The 12,831-nt window shown below is 68.6% G+C and carries 13 protein-coding genes; 7 read left to right on the plus strand and 6 right to left on the minus strand.

Annotated elements, in window-relative coordinates:
• Nucleotides 1-21: 21 nt before the first annotated feature.
• Both H4281_RS20435 and H4281_RS20440 read right to left on the minus strand, forming a co-directional pair.
• Complete coding sequence (locus H4281_RS20435; protein WP_182892530.1) at nt 22-822, minus strand: ABC transporter permease; 801 nt, start codon at nt 820-822, stop codon at nt 22-24.
• Nucleotides 819-1,607: an ABC transporter ATP-binding protein gene (locus tag H4281_RS20440; protein WP_182892531.1), complete on the minus strand. Its 789-nt coding sequence runs from the start codon at nt 1,605-1,607 to the stop codon at nt 819-821. Before H4281_RS20440 ends, H4281_RS20435 begins: the two co-directional genes overlap by 4 nt.
• Nucleotides 1,608-1,668: 61 nt before the next feature.
• Between H4281_RS20440 and H4281_RS20445 the strand changes: the two genes are divergently transcribed.
• A complete protein-coding gene (locus tag H4281_RS20445) occupies nt 1,669-2,439 on the plus strand; it encodes a TetR/AcrR family transcriptional regulator (protein ID WP_182892532.1) in 771 nt (256 codons plus the stop codon).
• Here the strand turns inward: H4281_RS20445 and H4281_RS20450 are convergent.
• Entirely contained in the window at nt 2,420-3,265 is an 846-nt protein-coding gene (locus tag H4281_RS20450; protein ID WP_246412074.1) for an EamA family transporter, read from the minus strand. The two genes, H4281_RS20445 and H4281_RS20450, sit on opposite strands and share 20 nt — an antisense overlap.
• Between H4281_RS20450 and H4281_RS20455 the strand changes: the two genes are divergently transcribed.
• The gene (locus H4281_RS20455; protein ID WP_246412076.1) at nt 3,264-4,244 is read left to right on the plus strand and encodes a LysR family transcriptional regulator; all 981 of its coding nucleotides are present in this window, start codon (nt 3,264-3,266) and stop codon (nt 4,242-4,244) included. The genes H4281_RS20450 and H4281_RS20455 overlap by 2 nt on opposite strands.
• Here H4281_RS20455 and H4281_RS20460 read toward each other — a convergent pair.
• Complete coding sequence (locus H4281_RS20460; RefSeq protein WP_182892533.1) at nt 4,234-4,899, minus strand: TetR/AcrR family transcriptional regulator; 666 nt, start codon at nt 4,897-4,899, stop codon at nt 4,234-4,236. The genes H4281_RS20455 and H4281_RS20460 overlap by 11 nt on opposite strands.
• A gap of 95 nt (nt 4,900-4,994) precedes the next feature.
• On the opposite strand from H4281_RS20460, the gene H4281_RS20465 reads away from it, so the two are divergent.
• The 4 genes from H4281_RS20465 (at nt 4,995) to H4281_RS20480 (ending at nt 8,672) form a co-directional block, all read left to right on the plus strand.
• Nucleotides 4,995-5,933 carry an alpha/beta hydrolase gene (locus tag H4281_RS20465; RefSeq protein ID WP_182892534.1) on the plus strand — a complete coding sequence of 313 codons (939 nt, stop codon included), beginning with the start codon at nt 4,995-4,997 and terminating at the stop codon, nt 5,931-5,933.
• Nucleotides 5,934-6,030: 97 nt separating this feature from the next.
• Nucleotides 6,031-6,795, plus strand: coding sequence for an NAD(P)-binding domain-containing protein (locus H4281_RS20470; protein WP_182892535.1), 765 nt, complete (start codon nt 6,031-6,033; stop codon nt 6,793-6,795).
• 122 nt (nt 6,796-6,917) lie between these two features.
• Nucleotides 6,918-7,709: an SDR family oxidoreductase gene (locus tag H4281_RS20475; protein WP_182892536.1), complete on the plus strand. Its 792-nt coding sequence runs from the start codon at nt 6,918-6,920 to the stop codon at nt 7,707-7,709.
• A 72-nt stretch (nt 7,710-7,781) separates the two neighbouring features.
• Nucleotides 7,782-8,672, plus strand: coding sequence for a helix-turn-helix transcriptional regulator (locus tag H4281_RS20480; RefSeq protein WP_182892537.1), 891 nt, complete (start codon nt 7,782-7,784; stop codon nt 8,670-8,672).
• Nucleotides 8,673-9,418: 746 nt separating this feature from the next.
• Here the strand turns inward: H4281_RS20480 and dinB are convergent.
• The gene (dinB, locus tag H4281_RS20485; protein ID WP_182892538.1) at nt 9,419-10,636 is read right to left on the minus strand and encodes a DNA polymerase IV; all 1,218 of its coding nucleotides are present in this window, start codon (nt 10,634-10,636) and stop codon (nt 9,419-9,421) included.
• 97 nt (nt 10,637-10,733) lie between these two features.
• On the opposite strand from dinB, the gene H4281_RS20490 reads away from it, so the two are divergent.
• The gene (locus H4281_RS20490; protein ID WP_182892539.1) at nt 10,734-11,312 is read left to right on the plus strand and encodes an HAD family hydrolase; all 579 of its coding nucleotides are present in this window, start codon (nt 10,734-10,736) and stop codon (nt 11,310-11,312) included.
• On the opposite strand, the gene H4281_RS20495 is transcribed toward H4281_RS20490, so the two are convergent.
• Nucleotides 11,309-12,808, minus strand: a complete 1,500-nt coding sequence (locus tag H4281_RS20495) for a serine/threonine-protein kinase (protein WP_182892540.1) — start codon at nt 12,806-12,808, stop codon at nt 11,309-11,311. The two genes, H4281_RS20490 and H4281_RS20495, sit on opposite strands and share 4 nt — an antisense overlap.
• Nucleotides 12,809-12,831 lie beyond the last annotated feature (23 nt).

Below are 12,831 nucleotides of genomic sequence, written 5' to 3' on the forward strand. Positions count from 1 at the left end.
CCCTTGCCGCCCGGCTGTTTTTTACCGTCCCAGCAAGCGGTACCGCCGGGTGGCGAGCGGCAGGAAGACCGCGGTCAGCACCGCGGGCCAGCCCAGCGCGAGCAGCACGGAATGCTCCGCCGCCCAGCCGTTCGCCGCCCACGCCGGATTGCCCGCCAGCTCGCGCACCGCGGAAGCCGTTGCGGTGAGCGGATTCCAGGTCGCGACCGCGCTCAGCCAGGCAGGCATGGTGTCGGGGGAAACGAAAACGCCGGACAGGAAGCCGACCGGCCACACCAGCACCTGCACCGAAACCGCCGATTCCGGGGTCTTCAGCAGCAGTCCGAGCCAGATCCCGATCCAGACAAAGGCGAACCGCAGCCACAGCAGCAACCCGACCGCGCCCAGCACGGACGCCTGCTGCGGACGCCATCCCAGCGCCAGCCCCGCTCCCATCATCACGACCAGCCCGGCGACCGCGCTGATCAAGTCGGCGAGACAGCGTCCGGTCAACACGGCCAGCCCGCCGACCGGCATCGCGCGGATCCGCTCGGTGACGCCCTTCGCGGCGTCGGAAGTCACTGCGAGGACAGTGGATTCCAGCCCGAACAACATGGTCATCGCGAGCATGCCGGGGATGAGGAAATCGATGTAGGCACCGTCCCGGATGGCCATCGCGCCGCCGAAAAGCTGACCGAACATCACCACGATCAGGACCGGGAACAGCAGCGTGACTGCGATCGAGACCGGACGTTGCTTCCAGTGCATCAGGATCCGCCGGGCCAGGACAGCCGTGTGCACCAGCCAGGACACGTTTCCGGATGCTGCGGCAGGGACGGTCATCGAGCCTCCCCCGCCGCCGCGGTCGCGTGCCCGGTCAGGTGCAGGAAGACCTCGTCGAGCGTCGGCTTCCGGACGACCGTCTCGACCCGGTCCGGCCCGACCTTCGCCTTCAGCTCGTCCGGCGTGCCCGCGGCGACGACCCGGCCCGCGTCGAGGACCGCGATCCGGTCGGCGAGCTGATCCGCCTCCTCCAGGTACTGCGTGGTCAGCAGCACCGTGGTCCCGGTGCCGGCCAGCGCGCGGACGTCCGCCCAGACGTCGATGCGCGCGGCCGGGTCGAGTCCGGTCGTCGGCTCGTCGAGGAACAGCACCGCCGGGTTCAGCAGCAGCCCGGCGGCCAGGTCAAGCTTGCGCCGCATGCCGCCGGAGTAACCGGAGACGGACCGGCCCGCGGCTTCGGCGAGCCCGAACCGTTCCAGCAGTTCCGCCGCTCGGGCCCGGGCCGCCCGCGAGGGCAATCCGCCGAGCCTGCCGAACAGTTCGAGGTTCTGCCTGCCGGTCAGGATCTCGTCGACCGAGGCGTTCTGCCCGACCAGCCCGATCCGCCGCCGCACCTCGTCCGGCTCGGCGACCGCGTCGAAACCGGCCACCCGCACCTCGCCCGCGTCCGGACGCAGCAACGTGGTCAGGATCCGCACCGCGGTCGTCTTTCCCGCGCCGTTAGGCCCCAGCAGGCCGCACACCGTCCCCGGCTCCACCCGCAGGTCGAAGCCGTCCAGCGCGGCCCGTGCGCCGTACCGCTTCCGCACTCCGCGGGCCAGGAGGCCATCTACTCCGTATGCCATACGAAGAAGACTAGCATAAGACTCCGTATTGCCTACGGAGTTAAGTTCCTATGCTGGTCACGTGACGACTGACGGCAACCCCGGCGACCCCGCCGCGACGATCGCGCTGCTGTGGGGCACCCGCCAGCTGCCGCGGCGCGGCCCGAAGCACGGGCTGACCCCGGCCCGGATCGTCGACGCGGCGGTCGAGGTCGCGGACACCGAACAGGACCTGGCGACGCTGTCGATGCGCCGGGTCGCCGAATCGCTGGGCGTCGGGACGATGTCGCTCTACACCTACGTTTCGTCGCGCGCGGAACTGGTCGAAGCGATGGTCGACGCGGTGTACGGCGAGGCAGTAGCCGAACTGTCCGAAATAGACGCCGACGACTGGCGCGACGGCCTCCGCCGCGTCGCCGCCGTCAACTGGGCGATGCACCTGCGGCATCCATGGCTGCTGCAAGTCTTCACCGGCCGTCCGACGCTTGGCCCGAACGCGATCGCGAAGTACGACCTGGAACTGGCGGTCATCGACGGCATCGGCCTGTCCGACGTCGAAATGGACTCGACGATCACCCTGGTGACCACCCACGTCGAAGGCCTGGCGCGGCGCAAGGTCGAGGCCGCGCGCGTCGTGCGGCAAACCGGGATGACCGACCAGCAATGGTGGGCCGCGACCGCACCCGCACTGGCGGAGGTCTACGAACCGCGACGCTTCCCGGTCGCGGATCGAGTCGGCGCGGCCGCCGGGCAAACGCACCAGGCTCCGTACAGCCTCGACCACGAGTACGCGTTCGGGCTGGACCGCCTGATCGAAGGCATCGCCGCACTCGTCAACCGCTCCGCTGAGTAGCGTCCTTCCGCCCCAACACCGCCCCGGCGCTCGCGAGGCCCACACACGCCAGCGCCACCCACTGCAGCGCGCGCAAATGCTCGCCGAGGACCAGCACCCCGGCCAGCCCCGCACTCGCTGGCTCAAGGCTGGCCAGCACCCCGACCGTCCGGGCAGGCAGCCGTCGCAAAGCCGCCAGCTCCAAGGAATACGGCACCACCGCCGACAACGCGGCCACCACTACGCCGGCCAGCAACACCCGAGGCGTCGCCAGCCGGGTGCCCTGGTCGATGACGCCCAGGGGCACCGAAAGCACGGCAGCCCAAGCCAACGCCAGCGCAAGCGGGCCTCCTCCCGCGCTCTTGGCACCGGCGCGTTTGCTGAGCAGGAAGTAACCGGCCATGCAAGCGCCGGACGCTAATGCGAGAGCCACGCCGCCGAGCGGAAAGCTGACGTCGCGCGGGGCGTAGAACAGCCACACCCCGCCTCCGGCCAAGACAGCACAGGCCACGTCGCGGAGACGGTGCGAACTGAACAACGCCAACGAAATCGGCCCCAGCAGCTGCAATGCACTCGCCAGCCCCAACGGCAGGAAGGTCAACGCGGGATAGATCAAATTCATCCCCGCGATGGCGGCGCCGAAGCCGAGGACCACCCTTCTTTCCGCCCAGCTGCGCGGAACCGCGGGCCGGTACAGCACCAGCAGGACCGCGGCAGCCAGGCCGAGCCGCAACGCCACCACGCCGGACGCGCCGACGTCCTCGGAAAGCTGTTTCCCGAACGCCTGCCCGAATTGGACGCTCAGCACGCTCCCCACCATCAGCGCGGGCGCAGGCAGATCCCTCATGTCTCCAGGTTCGCCGCTGAAAGCGTGCACGTCTAACGAATCTTTCCGCACGAAACCGTTTAGCCTGGACTACATGATTGACCACCGGTTGCACGTCCTGCGAACCCTCGCCGAGTACGGCACGGTGACCGCGACCGCCGCCGCGCTGCACCTGACCCCCTCCGCCGTTTCGCAGCAATTACGTTTGCTGGCGCGGGATTTGGAGGTGGAACTGCTCGCGCCGCAAGGCCGTCGAGTGCAGTTGACTCCCGCCGCACGCATCGTGCTCCGACACGCCGACGCGCTGCGGCTGCAATGGGAAGCGGCCCGCGCGGAACTCGCCGCAGAGGGCGCTGAGCTCCGCGGAACGCTGCGCCTGTGCGGCGTCTCCTCCGCGCTAGCGACTCTCGCCGCCCCCGCTGTCGCCAGCCTGCGCGAGACGCATCCGTTGGCAGAAATACAAATCACCGAAGAGGAAAGTGCCGACTGCTACCGTCTTCTGCTCGCCGACGAGGCCGACATCGCCCTCGTGCTGCCCGGCCCAGAGGCACCGCCAGTCACCGATTCCCGCTTCGAACAGGCTTCGTTGACGACCGACCGCCAAGACCTGCTTGTCGCCGCAACCCACCCCTTGGCCCGCCACAAGGGAATCGAACTCGCCGAGGCGGCCGATCAACCGTGGATCGTCAAGAAACACAACAACGACACCTATCCATTGGTGACCGCAGCATGCGCCGCCGCCGGGTTCACGCCGCGGATCGGGCACGAAGTCAAGGAATGGTACGCAGTCTCAGCGCTCGTCGCGGAAGGCCTCGGCGTGTGCCTGGTGCCGAGGATCGTGCCGCTGCCCGAGCACGCGGTTATGCGGATTCCGTTGCTGGGAAAGTCTATTCCTACTCGCCAATTGCTGACCGCCGTGCGCCGGGGCAGCAGCGGACACCCTCTGATCAGTGCAGGTCTTGCCGCACTCCGCGACAAAGCCAGCGCTATCAGCGGCTGACCCCGGGTATCAGCGCCTCGATCTGCGCGAGGTGGCCGGCGAGGATTTCTTCGAACGCAGCGCGTCGATCCGCTCCGAGCGGACGGACGTCGCGGGCGAAGAAAGCCAAGGCAGGAAAGCGTTCCGGATCGGCCCCGAGCACCGCGACGCGGAACTGCTCCAGTCCCTGCTCGTACTCCTCGGCGGTGATGCTGCTGATGCCCGCCTCGGCGGCGATCAGCGCGGCGACGAGGAGCACGATGCGGTGGTAGCGCACCGGAATTTGCTCGTCCGGCAGACCGGACGCGCGCAGCGCCTGCAGCAATTCCTCCATGACCAAACGAGATCCGGTGCCGCCGGACGCGTAGCGCCCCCACACCGTGGCGAGCTGGGGCTGCTCGCCGAAGGCCTCGTGCAGGCGCAGGGCCAACGCGGTGATGCGCTGCTTCCAGGCGCCTTCCGGACGGTAACCGTCCATGGCGGCCAGCAGGATCCGGTCGGCGACGGCACGCAGCAGTTCGGTCTTGTTGCGGAAGTGCCGGTAAAGGCTGGACGGGTCGGTCCCGAGCGCCGCGGCGAGCTTGCGCACGCTGAACGACTCGGCGTCGCTCGTGCGCAGCAGGTCTTCCGCCGTGTCCAGGATTTCGTCGGTCGACCATCGCCTGCGACCAGTCATCGCACCCCTTCCGTCCGGACCAGCATAACTTATGCACTTGGCAATGCACACAGTGTGTGCATAATGAGGACAAGTTACTGGGGAAAGAAGGAACCATGAGCGAACCCGCTGCTCCGACGAGGCCGCCGGAGCCGGACTTCTCGACGATCACGCCCGCCGGACTGCTCGCCTACCGCGAGGCGGAGAACCGTTTCCGGGCCTCCAGCGCGGCGTACCCGATCATCGGAGAGCCGACCCCTGACGCCGTGCTCGAATGGCGAGAGATCACGCTGCCCAGCCGCGAGCTCCCAGTCCGGGTCTACCGGCCGAGGTCGGAAGCCGTGCTGCCGTTGGTGATCCATGTCCACGGAGGCGGCTTCGTAGGCACAGCAGCGCAGTGCGATTGGACCAACAGCCACCTCGCCGCACGGCTGCCAGCCGTCGTCGTCTCCGTCGAACACCGCCTCCTCGCCCCCGACAGCGCCCTAGCGAACGCCGCTGCCGACGGCTGGGACGTGCTCGAAAACGTGGTGCGGCAAGCCTCGGCGTGGGGCATCGACCCGACGCGCGTGGCCATCTTCGGCGAAAGCTGCGGTGCGCTGATCAGCGCACTGACCGCCGTCCGCGCCAAGAAGACTGGCCTGAAGCTCAGGGCACAAGTGCTGGTCAACCCAGTCGCCGACGTAACCGAGACGATGTTCGAATACCCGTCCATCACCGAATACGCCTACAGCCCGTCCCGAGCACTGCCTCTGCTGCAACTCTTCCAACGGCTCGCCGTCCCACCGGGAGCCGATGCCAGGTCCGTCTCGCCGCTGCACGCCACCAACCTGCATGGCCTCGCCCCCGCACTAGTGGTGGTACCCACTCAGGACGCCGTCGCCGACCACGGCCGCCGCTACGCCGAACGGCTGCGCGAGGGCGGAACCTCCGTGCAGCTCACCGAATACCCGGGCGCGAAGCACGCATTCCTCACCCTGCCCGGCTTGGAGCCGCAGGCCAAAGCCGCCCAGGCGGAAATCCTCGCGTTCCTCCACGCGGCTCTGGCGAAATGACGGAGGAATCCGTGTCGGAACCGGATTTGTCCGGCAGGCATTCTCGCGGTCGCTTTACCGTGGACAGCAACCCGCGTAACCCATGGAGGACAACACAATGCAGCACATCGGCATCATCGGCGTAGGCGAAATCGGCAAAGCCCTGGTCGAAGGCCTACGCCTCGATGGCAGTGCGTCGCCAGAAATCTTCCTCTCCCCGCGGGGAGCCCACGTCGCCGCCGAACTGTCCGAACGCTTCGAGGGCGTCCACGTGTGCGCCGACAACCAGGAGGTCGTGGACCGGGCAGACTTGGTGATCATCGCCGTACGCCGCCAAGACCACCACGATGCACTCGACGGCCTAACGGTGGCCGACGACAAGACCGTGCTCAGCTTGATGGCCGGCGTCGCCATCGACGCCTTGCGCCGCACCCTCGACACCAACGCCCCGATCGTCCGCGCCATCCCACTGCCCGCCGTACGCGAGCGGCGCTCCGTCACCGTGACCGCACCTCCGCACCCAGCGGTGGACGCGCTCTTCGACCAACTGGGCGGCTCGTTGCCGGTCGCCGACGAGGACGCCTTCAACGTCTTCTCCGCACTGACCGGGACCCTCACCGCTCACTACGCCTACCTCGCGACGCTTACCTCATGGGCCGCCAACCACGGCATCACCACCGACGTCGCCGAACGGTACGTCCGCGGCCTCTTCCAGAACGTCGGCCGCGCACTGAATGACGAAAGCCGCTCCCTGGATCAGCTTGCCGCCGACCACGAAACCCCGAAGGGAAACAATGAACGAATCCGCACCACGTGGTTCGATCCCGCCAATGCCGCCGCACTCACGCAAGCCCTGGACGGTCTGCTCGCCGATCTGAAGTAGCAAGGGAGGATCTGCCAGTACCGGTATCACCAGGGTCTCCCTGAGGTCCAGGAAGCCTGTCAACCTTGTTCGAGTCGGCTCCCAGCCGCGTACGGCTTCCACGACAAAAGGACCGAAGACCAATGGCGAACACTCACTCAGACCTTTTCGACCTGAGCGGGAAATACGCACTTGTCACTGGCGGCACCAGAGGCATTGGAATGATGATCGCGCGCGGCCTTTTGCAGGCGGGTGCCCGCGTGATTGTCAGCTCACGCAAGCCAGACGCGTGCGCGGAGGCAGAACGTCTCCTGTCCGAATTCGGCGACGTTCAAGCGGTCCCCGCCGACCTGTCCAGGTACGACGAATGCCAACGGCTAGCCGATCTGGTCAAGGCCGGCTCGAACCGCTTGGACATCCTCGTCAACAACGCCGGGGCGATGTGGCGCGAACCGCTGGAGACGTTCCCGGCCGAGGGCTGGGACGCCGTGCTCGACCTCAATCTCAAGTCACCCTTCTGGCTGACCCAAGCGCTTCTCCCCGCACTGCGCGAAGCAAGCACCGCCGACGACCCCGCACGCATCATCAACATCGGCAGCATCGCCGCCATCCACGTCGCCGAGGCACCCAACTACTCGTACGCCAGCAGCAAAGCGGCACTCCATCAACTCACCAGGGTGCTCGCCAGGGAACTGGGCCCACAGCACATCACGGTGAACGCGGTAGCCCCAGGAGTGTTCCCGTCGCAGATGATGGCAGCCACGATCGATGCCATCGGCGACCAGATCGCAGCGAAAGCCCCTCTCCGCCGACTCGGCCGCGACGACGACATGGCAGGCGTCGCAGTATTCCTCGCCAGCCGAGCCGGGTCATACCTGACCGGCGCCGTCATCCCGGTCGACGGCGGCACCGCCACGACCGCGTCAGGCACCTAGACCCTTTTCCCTGCCACATCGGGGCACTAGCAGTACCTCCCTCCGCCCGCGCACAACAGCTACGGTGACGAGGTGGCCATGACCGATCTGCGCACCGAGATCAAGGAGTTCCTGAGCTCCCGCCGTGCCCGGATCACGCCCGAACAAGCCGGTCTCCCCGCCTACGGCGGCAACCGCCGGGTCAAAGGCCTGCGCCGCGAAGAAGTAGCCCTGCTGGCGGGAGTCTCGGTCGACTACTACGTGCGCATGGAACGCGGCAGCCTCACCGGCGCCTCCGACGGCGTACTCAACGCGGTGGCCACCGCCCTGCACCTCGACGAAGCCGAACGGGATCACCTGTTCCAACTCGCCCGGCAATCGAGGACCCCCGGCAGCCCACGCCGCCGACGCCCCACCGCGACGGTGCGCCCGGCGCTTCAGCAGGTGCTCGCCGCCATCACCGACGCCCCAGCGTGGATCTGCAACGGCCACTACGACGTACTGGCCACGAACCACCTCGCCCGCGCACTGTATTCCCCCATGCTCGCCAACCCGCGCCGTCCAACGAACACCGCACGGTTCGTGTACCTGGAACCCGAAGCAGCCCAAACGTTCTTCGTCGACTACGACCGGGTCGCCTCCGACGTGGCCGCGAAACTGCGCATGGAAGCAGGCCGCGATCCGCACGACGAGGAACTGATCGCGCTCGTCGGCGAACTATCGACACGCAGCGACCTTTTCCGGCAGCGATGGGCATCCCAGGACGTGCGGCTTCACCGCTCCGGACGCAAACGCTTGCACCATCCCGTCGTGGGCCGCCTCGACCTGGACGTCGAGTCAATGGACCTGCCCACCGACCCCGGTCTGATCCTGAACGTCTACACCGCCCCGGCCGGCACCACGACCGCGGACGGTCTGGCCCTCTTGGCGTCGTGGGCGGCCAGTCAGGAGAAGCCAGCGACTGAGACTCGCGCACTCGGCTGAGCTCCCGGCGTTTCCGCCCGCCTGGGCCGGCGCTTCCCGGCGAGAGCGTCGGCTCCGGTTTCAACGAGGAAGCAAGCCGCCGCGATCTCCACCGGCCGCTGCTGCGCGCGGTGCGAGGGTCACGAGCCTTGGGCCAGAGCCGCACCAGGGAGACGGAACCCGCAGCGTCCCACCTCGGCCCGGGCTGGCCGGACTTCCGCGCAGCACCCAACCCGCCGGACTCACCCGACCCGCCTCGGGAGCAGCCCTCGCGCAACACCGCACCCAAACGGCCCGGCACCCTCAGCACCCGCCCGGATCACCCAACCCAGCCCGGGAGCCAGCCCGCACGGACCACCGCACCCAATCGGCACCGCCTCGCGGATGCCCAACGCACCAGGATCAGCCCGCCGACTCGAACAGCGGCCGCACGGAACCACCGCACCCGACCGGTCCGGCACCACCAGCCCGGCCCACCGGCACCACCAGCCCAACCCACCGGGATCACCAGCCCGGCCCACCGGGATCACCCACCCGGCCCGGGAACCAGCCCTCACGGAACCACCACACCCGACCGGCCCGGCACCACCAGCCCAACCCACCAGGATCACCCACCCGGCCCAGGAACCAGCCCTCGCGAAACCACCACACCCGACCGGCCCGGCACCACCAGCATCTCGTTCCCTGATGCTGGCCAACGACTTCCCGCACTTACGCGCAAAGTCGTCCGAACCGCAGTGAAGCGCCCGCGGGACCACCGCATCCGATCAATCCGGCAGCATAGGCATCTCCATCCCCGCCTCATGACTCAGCAAAGCCGCCCGAGTCAGCGCGGCCGCGCCGAAGCGGTTGCGCAGGGCGTCGACTGCTGAGTCCAGCGCAGTCGCCTCCGCGGACATCGCCGGGCTGGACGGTTGGTCCAGTGGCAGTGCCAACTGCACCGCGCCATGGCTGTCGAGGTTTGAGAACGACAGGCCCAGCAACGTCAAACCCCGGTCGTACACCAGCGGTTGCGCCGCGGACAGCAGACCGCGGGCGGTGCACAGCAGGGTTTCCGTGTGGTCGGTGCTGTCGGCGAGCGTGTGCGACCTCGTGACGCGGGTGAAGTCCGCGAAGCGCATGCGCAGCACCACCGTCCGGCAGACCCGCGACGCGCCGCGCAACCGGCGCGCCAGCCGGTCCACAATGGACACCACGATCTCGTCCAGCTCGGCGGGAGAGCGAGAGCGGCGGCCAAGGGCGCGTTGCGAGCCGATCGAGCGGCGGCGTTTCCCTGGTTGCACCGTGCGTGGGTCGCGGCCGTGCGCCAGGGCGTGCAGGTGGCGTCCGGAACCTGGGCCCAGCATGGAGATCAGCGCGGCCTCGGGCAGTTCGGCGACTTGGCGCACGGTGCGGACGCCGCGTTCCCGCAGCTTCGCCGACGTCACCTTTCCCACTCCCCACAACCGCTCCACCGGCAGCGGGTGCAGGAATTCCAGCTCTCGCTCCGGCGGCACCACCAGCAGACCGTCCGGTTTCGCGACGCCGCTCGCCACCTTCGCGAGGAACTTCGTGCGCGCCACCCCTACCGTGATCGGCAGCCCGACCTGCGCCAGCACCTCCGCGCGCAGGCCCGCCGCGATCTCCGACGGACGTCCGGCGATTCGCCGCAGACCGCCGACGTCCAAAAAAGCTTCGTCGATAGACACTCCTTCCACCGCCGGCGTCGTCCGCCGGAACACCTCGAACACCGCCTTGCTCGCCGCGCTGTAGACCGACATCCGCGGCGGCACCACCACGGCATGCGGGCACAACCGCCTGGCCTGCGCCCCGCCCATCGCGGTGCGCACGCCCAACGCCTTGGCCTCGTAGCTCGCGGCCAGCACCACGCCACCGCCCACAATCACCGGCCTGCCGCGCAGCCGGGGATCGTCGCGCTGCTCGACCGAGGCGTAGAACGCGTCGAGGTCGGCGTGGAGGATCGGTCCTTCGCTCGTCACGAACATATGTTCGCATCGAACACCGACAAAAACCGCGATCTGTTCACTCGAACGGAGTAGAAAAATCTCCCGGAGCCCGGACGGAACACGCTAATCTCTCCCCGTGCGGCTCGCCCTGTTCGACCTCGACACCGCGCTCGTCGATCGCGCGGAGGGATTCCGCCGCTGGGTGTGGGAGTTCTGCGCGGAGCACCGGCTCGCCGACGCGGACGCCGCGTGGCTCATCGCCGCCGACGACCGCGGGCGCGCCGACCGGGCAGCTTTCTTCAAGAACCTCCGCGAGCGCTTCGACCTGCAAGAACCCGAGCTCGAAGACGCCTACCGCGAACGCCATCCCGCACTCGTCCCGGCCGCGCCCGGCGTGCTGTCCGGGTTGCCCCGGCTGCGCGCGGCGGGCTGGCGGATCGGCGTCCTCGGCGAGGGCGAACCGCAGCTGTCCACGCTGCTGTGCACCGGAATCGCCGGGCTCGTGGACGGCTGGGTGCTCGCCGGGCCGGACGGACTGTCCACATCGGACCCGAAGCTGTTCGCGCTCGCCGCCGAACGCTGCGAAACCACCCTGGACGACGCCTGGCTCGTCGGCGAGGACGTCGAACCCGCACGGTCCGCCGGATTGCGCACCGTGCGAGTCGGCCCGGACCGCGACACCGCCGCCGCGATCGCGCTGCTGCTCGAGAGCTAGCTCTCCACGTCGATCTGCCAGGTGCCGTTGCGCTGCGACATTGTGTAGCGGTGCGTCTCGGTCGTCGGGCTGCCGCCGGCGCGGTGATAGGTGATCACCGCGGTGAGCGTGTTCTCGCCGGTGACCTTCACATCGTTCGCGGTCACCGAACTGAACCGGCTCCACCACGCCTTGTACTCGTCGAAAGTCTGATTTTTGTGCGCGGCGCGGAACTTGTCGCTGATCATCGCCCAGCCGGCTTCCAGATTGCCCGGCAGGTACGAGAAGTAAGCGCGCAGCGCGGAAGCCATCGCCTCCGGAGAGTTCGCCGCGGAACTGGAAGACGGAGGAGCACTCGACGAAGACGGAGCGGACGGCTGCGTCGACGGCGAAGGCTGCGACGCGGATGAAGTCGCCGGAGCGCTGGAAGGTGCGGAAGTTCCAGAAGCAGGCGGCGGGTTCGCGGCCGGGTTTTCCTCCCCGTGGTTGCGGGTGAGGACGACGGTGACGATCACGGCGATCACGACGAGCAGCGCGCCCGCCCCGGCGAAGATCATCCCGCGGCGTCTTCGGTCCGAGCCCGCGGGCGGCGCGGCGGGGGCACCCGCGGCCGGAACCGCGACCGTCGTGGGCACGACCGGCGGTTTGGCTTCCGGCAGCGTCGGCGGTTCCGGGACGGTCGCGACCGGGGTGACGCCGCCGTCGAGTTCGCGCAGTTCCGTGACGACCTCGGCCATCGACGGCCGGTCCTCCGGTTTGAGCTCCAGCAGCTTCAGCAGCAGCGGCTCCAGCTTCCCGGCCTGCTTCGGCGGGTTGATCGAACCGCTGGAAACCCGGTACAGCAAGGCGATCGCGTTGTCCGCGGTACCGAACGGCGGATCGCCCTCCACCGCCATGTACAGCGTCGCGCCGAGGGCGAACACGTCGGAGGCGAACGTCGCCTCCTCGCCGCGGGCGACCTCGGGCGCGAGGAACGCGGGCGTGCCGGAGATTTCGCCGGTCGCGGTGAGCGTGACGTCGCCGACCGCGCGCGAAATGCCGAAGTCGGTCACCTTGACCGTGCTGCCGTCGTCGCCGAGCAGGACGTTGCCCGGTTTGACGTCGCGGTGCACGATGCCCGCCCGGTGCGCGGCGGCGAGCACGCCGGCCAGCTGCACCGCGAACGGGATCGCCTCGTCGACGGTCAGCGGGCCGTCCTCGCGCAGTTTCACCGCGAGGCTGCGCGAGGGCAGGTACTCCATGATCAGCCATGGCCGGTCCTCGTGCTCGACCACGTTGAACACCGAGATGGCGTTCGGATGCTGCAGCCGGGCGGCGATGCGGGCCTCGCGCATGGCGCGGTTGCGGGCTTCCTCGACCTTGTCCTCGCCCTGGTTCACGGGCATGAGGAGTTCCTTCACCGCGACGACGCGGCCGAGGATCTTGTCCTCCCCGCGCCAGACCATCCCCATCGCGCCGCTGCCGATCAGTTCGACGAGCTCGTAGCGACCGGCGACCTGCCGGCTCTCCTCGGTCAACGGAAAACCCTTCGGTGCGACAT

The sequence above is a fragment of the Amycolatopsis dendrobii genome (assembly GCF_014145675.1).
In the GTDB taxonomy this organism is placed as follows: Bacteria; Actinomycetota; Actinomycetes; order Mycobacteriales; family Pseudonocardiaceae; genus Amycolatopsis; species Amycolatopsis dendrobii.

Coding starts and splice junctions, on each gene's coding strand:
- H4281_RS20470 (WP_182892535.1), top strand. CDS start 6,031: ATGCAGCACATCGGCATCATCGGCGTAGGCGAAATCGGCAAAGCCCTG.
- H4281_RS20450 (WP_246412074.1), bottom strand. CDS start 3,265: ATGAGGGATCTGCCTGCGCCCGCGCTGATGGTGGGGAGCGTGCTGAGC.
- H4281_RS20435 (WP_182892530.1), bottom strand. CDS start 822: ATGACCGTCCCTGCCGCAGCATCCGGAAACGTGTCCTGGCTGGTGCAC.
- H4281_RS20465 (WP_182892534.1), top strand. CDS start 4,995: ATGAGCGAACCCGCTGCTCCGACGAGGCCGCCGGAGCCGGACTTCTCG.
- dinB (WP_182892538.1), bottom strand. CDS start 10,636: ATGTTCGTGACGAGCGAAGGACCGATCCTCCACGCCGACCTCGACGCG.
- H4281_RS20440 (WP_182892531.1), bottom strand. CDS start 1,607: ATGGCATACGGAGTAGATGGCCTCCTGGCCCGCGGAGTGCGGAAGCGG.
- H4281_RS20475 (WP_182892536.1), top strand. CDS start 6,918: ATGGCGAACACTCACTCAGACCTTTTCGACCTGAGCGGGAAATACGCA.
- H4281_RS20455 (WP_246412076.1), top strand. CDS start 3,264: ATGTCTCCAGGTTCGCCGCTGAAAGCGTGCACGTCTAACGAATCTTTC.
- H4281_RS20460 (WP_182892533.1), bottom strand. CDS start 4,899: ATGACTGGTCGCAGGCGATGGTCGACCGACGAAATCCTGGACACGGCG.